The following is a 5,144-nucleotide window of genomic DNA, read 5'->3' as shown; positions in this document are numbered from 1 at the left end:
CGCAAGGACACCGCCGCCTACGCTTCTCTTCCCTCTCAACAATGTCAAAGAGCAAAACCTCGAACCAGCCCGGCCATCCCCATGCAGGGCGCCAAGCCGCGAAGCCAGTGGCGAAGGGCCCGTTCGAACCGCCCCGCCGATGAACCCGATCTAGTCCCTGGCCGCCGCCCTGTCAACCGCCTTCTTGAAAGTTTTTGCAAGCTTTCGAGGCAATCTTCAGCGTTGTTCCACGGCCTCTCTCAAGTCAAGGCCAAGCAACAGCGTCCGCAAAAACGCTGCCGCGTCTGCGCCGCCTCGCCGGAATGCTCGAAAACACCCCAGTCGTTGCTGGAAAAGATCAGCGCCAGAGGAGCCGTCCAGCCGGTCCGATCCCTCGAACCGCCAACGCTCATGGCCCGAACCGGAACCGCCCCGGCTCGCCCACCCGACAGCACCCCGCCCCACAAACCCCGACACGGAGCCCGGACCCAAAGCAATCGCCATCCTGGTGGAAATCACCCCCCGCACCGACACCCGCTCACACGAACAGATCCCTCCGGAAGGAGGCGCTCATATAAACCCTCCAAAACACTTTGCAAGCGGGAAGTGACGCAGCGCTAATGAAATCCGCGCCGCGTCCGTAGGATGGGAGTTTCAAGGGTGTGCAGGTGATATAGTTCGGTTTCAAGCTCATTGCCGAGCCGCCGCAACAGCAGCCCGTTTCACCCGTAGTGCATTGTGGTGTTTAGCCTCTGGTGGAGCGGGGCTCCCGATTGCTATGCTCCGCCCGTTGCAGAGAGGTCTTCGTGTCGCAGTCAGGTTCCAAAGGTGGTCAGCCCATCATCCGCGATGGCTATGCCGAGCGCATCATCGATACCGTGACCGATATCGCGTTCATTCTCCTGGATGCGGATGGGAACGTCGCCAGCTGGAGCCGAGGCGCGGAGCATATCCATGGCTGGAGCGCCGACGAGGTGATCGGGCGCTCCGCCGCCATTCTCTACAGGCCGGAGCATGGCACGGAAGCGCTTCGGCGCGACCTCCAGTCGGCGCGGGAGAGCAAGCACCATCGGTCCCAGGGCTTAAGGGTGCGCAAGGACGGTTCCACGTTCATGGCACAAGTCACGTTGGCCCCGGTGAACGACGGGGAGGGCGCTCCAGACGGCATCGCCATAATCACGCGCGACATCACCGAATGGGTCATGGCCGACGAAGCGTTGCGGACCCGAGAGGCTCACCTGCGGTCCATCCTCGAGACGGTTCCGGATGCCATGGTGGTCATCGACGAGGAGGCGCGGATCCAGTCCTTCAGCGCGACGGCCGTGCGGCTTTTCGGCTTCGAGCCGGAAGAGGTGATCGGCGAGAACGTCAAGATCCTCATGCCGTCGCCGTACCGGGAGCAGCATGACAATTATATGCTGCGCTATCGTACGACGGGGGAACGGCGGATCATCGGCGTCGGGCGCGTGGTCGTCGGTCAGCGCAAGGACGGGTCGACCTTTCCCATGGAACTCGCCGTGGGCGAGATGCATTCCGGCGGCATCCGCTACTTCACCGGCTTCATCCGCGATCTGACCGAGCGGCAAAGGACGGAAACCCGCCTACAGGAACTACAGGCCGAACTCGTTCACATGTCGCGCTTCACGGCCCTGGGCGAGATGGCCTCGACTCTTGCTCACGAAATCAACCAGCCGCTGACAGCCATCACCAACTATCTCAAAGGGTGCCGACGGATTCTCGAACGCATGGAGGGAGACACGGTGCCCATGCTGCGGGATGCGGTCAACGAGGCGGGCGAGCAGGCCCTGCGGGCCGGACAGGTGATCCGGCACCTGCGCGAGTTCGTCGCCCGGGGTGAGAGCGAGCGCCACATCGAGAACCTGCCCAAGCTCATCGAGGAGGCGAGCGCTCTTTCCCTCGTCGGGGCGAAGGAGCAGGGTGTTCGGGTCGTCTTCGACTTCGATCCGGATGCGCCCTTCGTGCTCGCCGACCGCATTCAGGTCCAGCAGGTGCTGCTGAATCTGATCCGCAACGCCATCGAGGCCATGCAGGAGACGGAGCGCCGGGAACTCAAGGTCGCGACGCGCAGCTTGGACGCTGGCACCGTGGAGCTGAGCGTGACGGATACCGGGCCCGGCCTTGCTCCTGAAGTGGCGGCCCAGCTCTTCCAGCCTTTCGTGACCACCAAGAAACATGGCATGGGCGTCGGCCTGTCGATCTGCCGTACGATCGTGGAGGCCCATGGCGGGAAGATCTGGGCGGATTCCAAGCAGGGCGAGGGAACGGCATTTCGCTTCACATTGAGGACGGTCGGACGGGAGGAGATGGCTCATGCAGAGTGACGCTGCAGTGCATGTGGTTGACGATGACGTGGCAGTCCGCAAATCGCTGGCGTTTCTGCTTGCCTCCGAAGGACTGCCCGTCCGCCTGCACGAATCCGCCTCGGCCTTTCTCGACGGCGCACCGGGCCTGGAAGCGGGCTGCATCGTCACCGATGTGCGCATGCCTGGTATCGACGGCATCGAACTGATCCGCCGTCTGAAGGCGCGCAGCATCATGCTCCCCGTGATCGTCATGACGGGACACGCGGATGTTCCGATGGCCGTCGAGGCCATGAAGGAAGGCGCTGTCGACTTCCTGGAGAAGCCCTTTGGGGACGAGGTGTTTCTGGCGGCGGTCCGGTCAGCTCTGGCCCGCCAGGAGCGGAACAGCCATCACGGGCAGCAGGTCGCTGAAATCCAAGGCCGGTTCGACGCTCTGTCGGAACGGGAGAGGCAGGTTCTCGACGGGCTCGTGGCGGGCAAGGCGAATAAGGTCATTGCCTACGATCTGGGGATCAGCCCTCGGACCGTGGAGATCTACCGGGCCAACGTCATGGCCAAGATGCACGCCAAAAGCCTGTCGGAACTGGTCCGTCTCGCCCTGCTGATCGAGACCCGCTAGAGCATCTGACGCAGAAGTTGAACCCGGTTCTGCGTGCAAAGATGAGACACCAAAGCCTTGAAGCAACGGCCGTGAGCTCGCATTCACGGCCGGCGCTTCAGCCCCTTAAGGAATATTCCTGAATAGGGAAGAAGCCGTCGTCGTGCATAATCCGCGACACTGGCCGGTCGACCTTCCTCCGGCCGGAAACGAGGATGATGCAGGCTTTTCGGATGTCTCAGCCCCTGGGACCGGTCATCGTGGTGGACGATGACGAAGCGGTCAGGAACTCACTGAAGTTTGCCCTGGAACTCGAGGGCCTGACCGTGCGTGTGTTCAAGGACGGGGCCGAGCTTCTGTCCGAGCACGATCTGCCGCAGAATGGATGCTTCGTGATCGACTACAACATGCCAGGCATGACCGGCATCGAGCTGGTCGACCGGCTGCGGCAGCGCTGGGCCGATTGTCGGGCGATCCTCATCGCGTCCCGGGTCAGCGACGACCTCTATGTTCGGGCGGCGCGGTCGGGCTTCCGGAATGTTCTCGAGAAGCCATTGCACGACAGCGAGCTGCTCGACAGCATTCATGCCGCTTTGGCCTGAGGGCTTATTCGAAACCAGCCGACAGCATGGTGTCATCCGGCCCCGGATTCCCTCGGAACACGCTCAGCCCCGCCGTCGCTGTGACGGCAGGGCTTTTGATGCTTCTTCGGGTTGAAGGCTCTTTCCGTTAGATCATCCGACGTGAAATCGAAGTCACGTCTGATGCTCTGACTTTATGGTTTGACTCATCTTTGAACGCAAAACCGGCTGCCACTTTTGCGTTCGATGCGTCAGGCATTCAGGCGCTCGAGGGCGGCCCGGTTCGTCAGCACGACATGGCGGGCGGAGGGGAGCTCGATGATGCCCTGCCGCTCGAGCTGCGTGAAGGAGCGGGAGACCGTCTCGATCGTCAGCCCGAGATGGTCCGCAATATCCGTGCGCGACATGGGGAGGTCCAGGGCATCGTCGTCGGTCGTGCGCTCTGCTATATCGAGGAGGAAGGTCGCGATCTTCTCGAGGGCCGACTTGCGGCCGAGCAGGAGCAGATGATTCTGCGCCCGGACCAGGGAGCGCATCATGCCCACTGTCATGTCCTGGGCGAGCTGGGCGTCCTTGCCGGCCAGAGAGGCGAGATGGCAGCGGCGATAGGCGACGATGACGCAATCTCCGACGGACTCGGCGCAGAACCGGTGCTCGTCGCCGGCTTCGATGCCGAAGATGTCGCCCGCCAGGTGAAAGGCGTCGATCTGGCGGCGGCCATCGCTCAGAAGCTTGGAGGTGCGCACCACGCCCGAGAGGACCTTGTAGACGAAGGCCGCCCGGTCGCCCTCGGCGAAGATCTCCTCATCCTTGGCGAAAGACCTGACGGAGCCGACGGTCGGTGCAGCGTGGTCCGCATGGGGACGCAGCGGCGGGACATTCAGGGCCAATGGGAAGAGGGCCGAAGAAGTGGCTTGGGTGAGGAGCGCAGTGTGCATCGAACCCTCGTGAACCTTTGGTATTGACGTTGCAGTTCATGGGTACAGCGGCAGGGGCTGGGCTAAAATTCAGGTCTGATACCTAAGGGGTTTTCCTTAGGTCGCTTTGCAGCGGGGCGGAGGTATCGCGGAAGCGCGAGAGCTAGACGAAAAAGCCCGCTGCGAAGGTGCCCAGGATCGCTCCCGTCAGCAGGGTCGCGTCGTGGAGACCCAGGAGCCACCGTGAGACCTGACCGTCCCGGTGGATCCAGAGCGTCGTTCCCAGCATGGTCAGCGACCACCCGGAGCCCACCAGGGCCGCGGCGGTGGAGAAACCGCCGACGCTCCCGGAAAGCATGAAGGCCGTCGCTCCGGCGGCCAGCAGGAGGCATCCCGATGCCGACAGGGGGGCGGGGAGAGCCAAACGTGGGAAGAACGCCAGAAGCAGCGACGGGGCATACATGGCCATGACGTGCCAGGCCACGGCCCCCACGGCGGCCTCCGAGGGGGCGCAGCCGATGACCGCCATGGGGGTTGCACCCATCAACGTCGTCATGGCGAGCCATCCCAAGGCTCCGAGCGCCGTCGGCAGGAGGATGGATCCCCATCCCTGCAGGCCCGGCGCTTTGGTTTCCGGCGCCCGAATGCGTCGATAGGGCAGCGATGCGGTCGCAAGGAGCGAGGCCACATGCGCGAGGGCGGCGGCAGCGGCGGTGCCGGCGAAGGCCCATGGCGAGGCCAGCGA

At 63.5% G+C, this 5,144-nt stretch carries 4 protein-coding genes and 1 pseudogene; 3 read left to right on the top strand and 2 right to left on the bottom strand.

Annotated features, from left to right (window positions below; genetic code table 11):
- Positions 1 to 785: 785 nt before the first annotated feature.
- From OC446_RS29235 to OC446_RS29225, 3 genes are all read left to right on the top strand, one after another.
- On the top strand, positions 786 to 2,321 hold the full coding sequence (locus OC446_RS29235) for a PAS domain S-box protein (RefSeq protein WP_262032421.1): 1,536 nt from the start codon (positions 786 to 788) through the stop codon (positions 2,319 to 2,321).
- Positions 2,311 to 2,922 (top strand): response regulator FixJ, encoded by a 612-nt coding sequence (gene fixJ / locus OC446_RS29230; protein WP_262032420.1) that lies wholly within the window; start codon positions 2,311 to 2,313, stop codon positions 2,920 to 2,922. The genes OC446_RS29235 and fixJ overlap by 11 nt, the downstream gene beginning before the upstream one ends.
- 212 nt (positions 2,923 to 3,134) lie before the next feature.
- A complete protein-coding gene (locus OC446_RS29225) occupies positions 3,135 to 3,503 on the top strand; it encodes a response regulator transcription factor (protein WP_262032419.1) in 369 nt (122 codons plus the stop codon).
- A 230-nt stretch (positions 3,504 to 3,733) separates the two neighbouring features.
- Here the strand turns inward: OC446_RS29225 and OC446_RS29220 are convergent, their stop codons facing one another.
- Both OC446_RS29220 and OC446_RS29215 read right to left on the bottom strand, forming a co-directional pair.
- Positions 3,734 to 4,420, bottom strand: a complete 687-nt coding sequence (locus tag OC446_RS29220) for a helix-turn-helix domain-containing protein (protein ID WP_262032418.1) — start codon at positions 4,418 to 4,420, stop codon at positions 3,734 to 3,736.
- Positions 4,421 to 4,562: 142 nt separating this feature from the next.
- Positions 4,563 to 5,144: pseudogene (locus OC446_RS29215) on the bottom strand (hypothetical protein); the annotation flags it as partial.

It is taken from the genome of Microvirga sp. Mcv34 (assembly GCF_024519725.1).
Classification (GTDB): Bacteria; Pseudomonadota; Alphaproteobacteria; order Rhizobiales; family Beijerinckiaceae; genus Microvirga.
The sequence above is the reverse complement of the archived record's forward strand: the minus strand, read 5'-3'. Positions and strand labels throughout refer to the sequence as shown.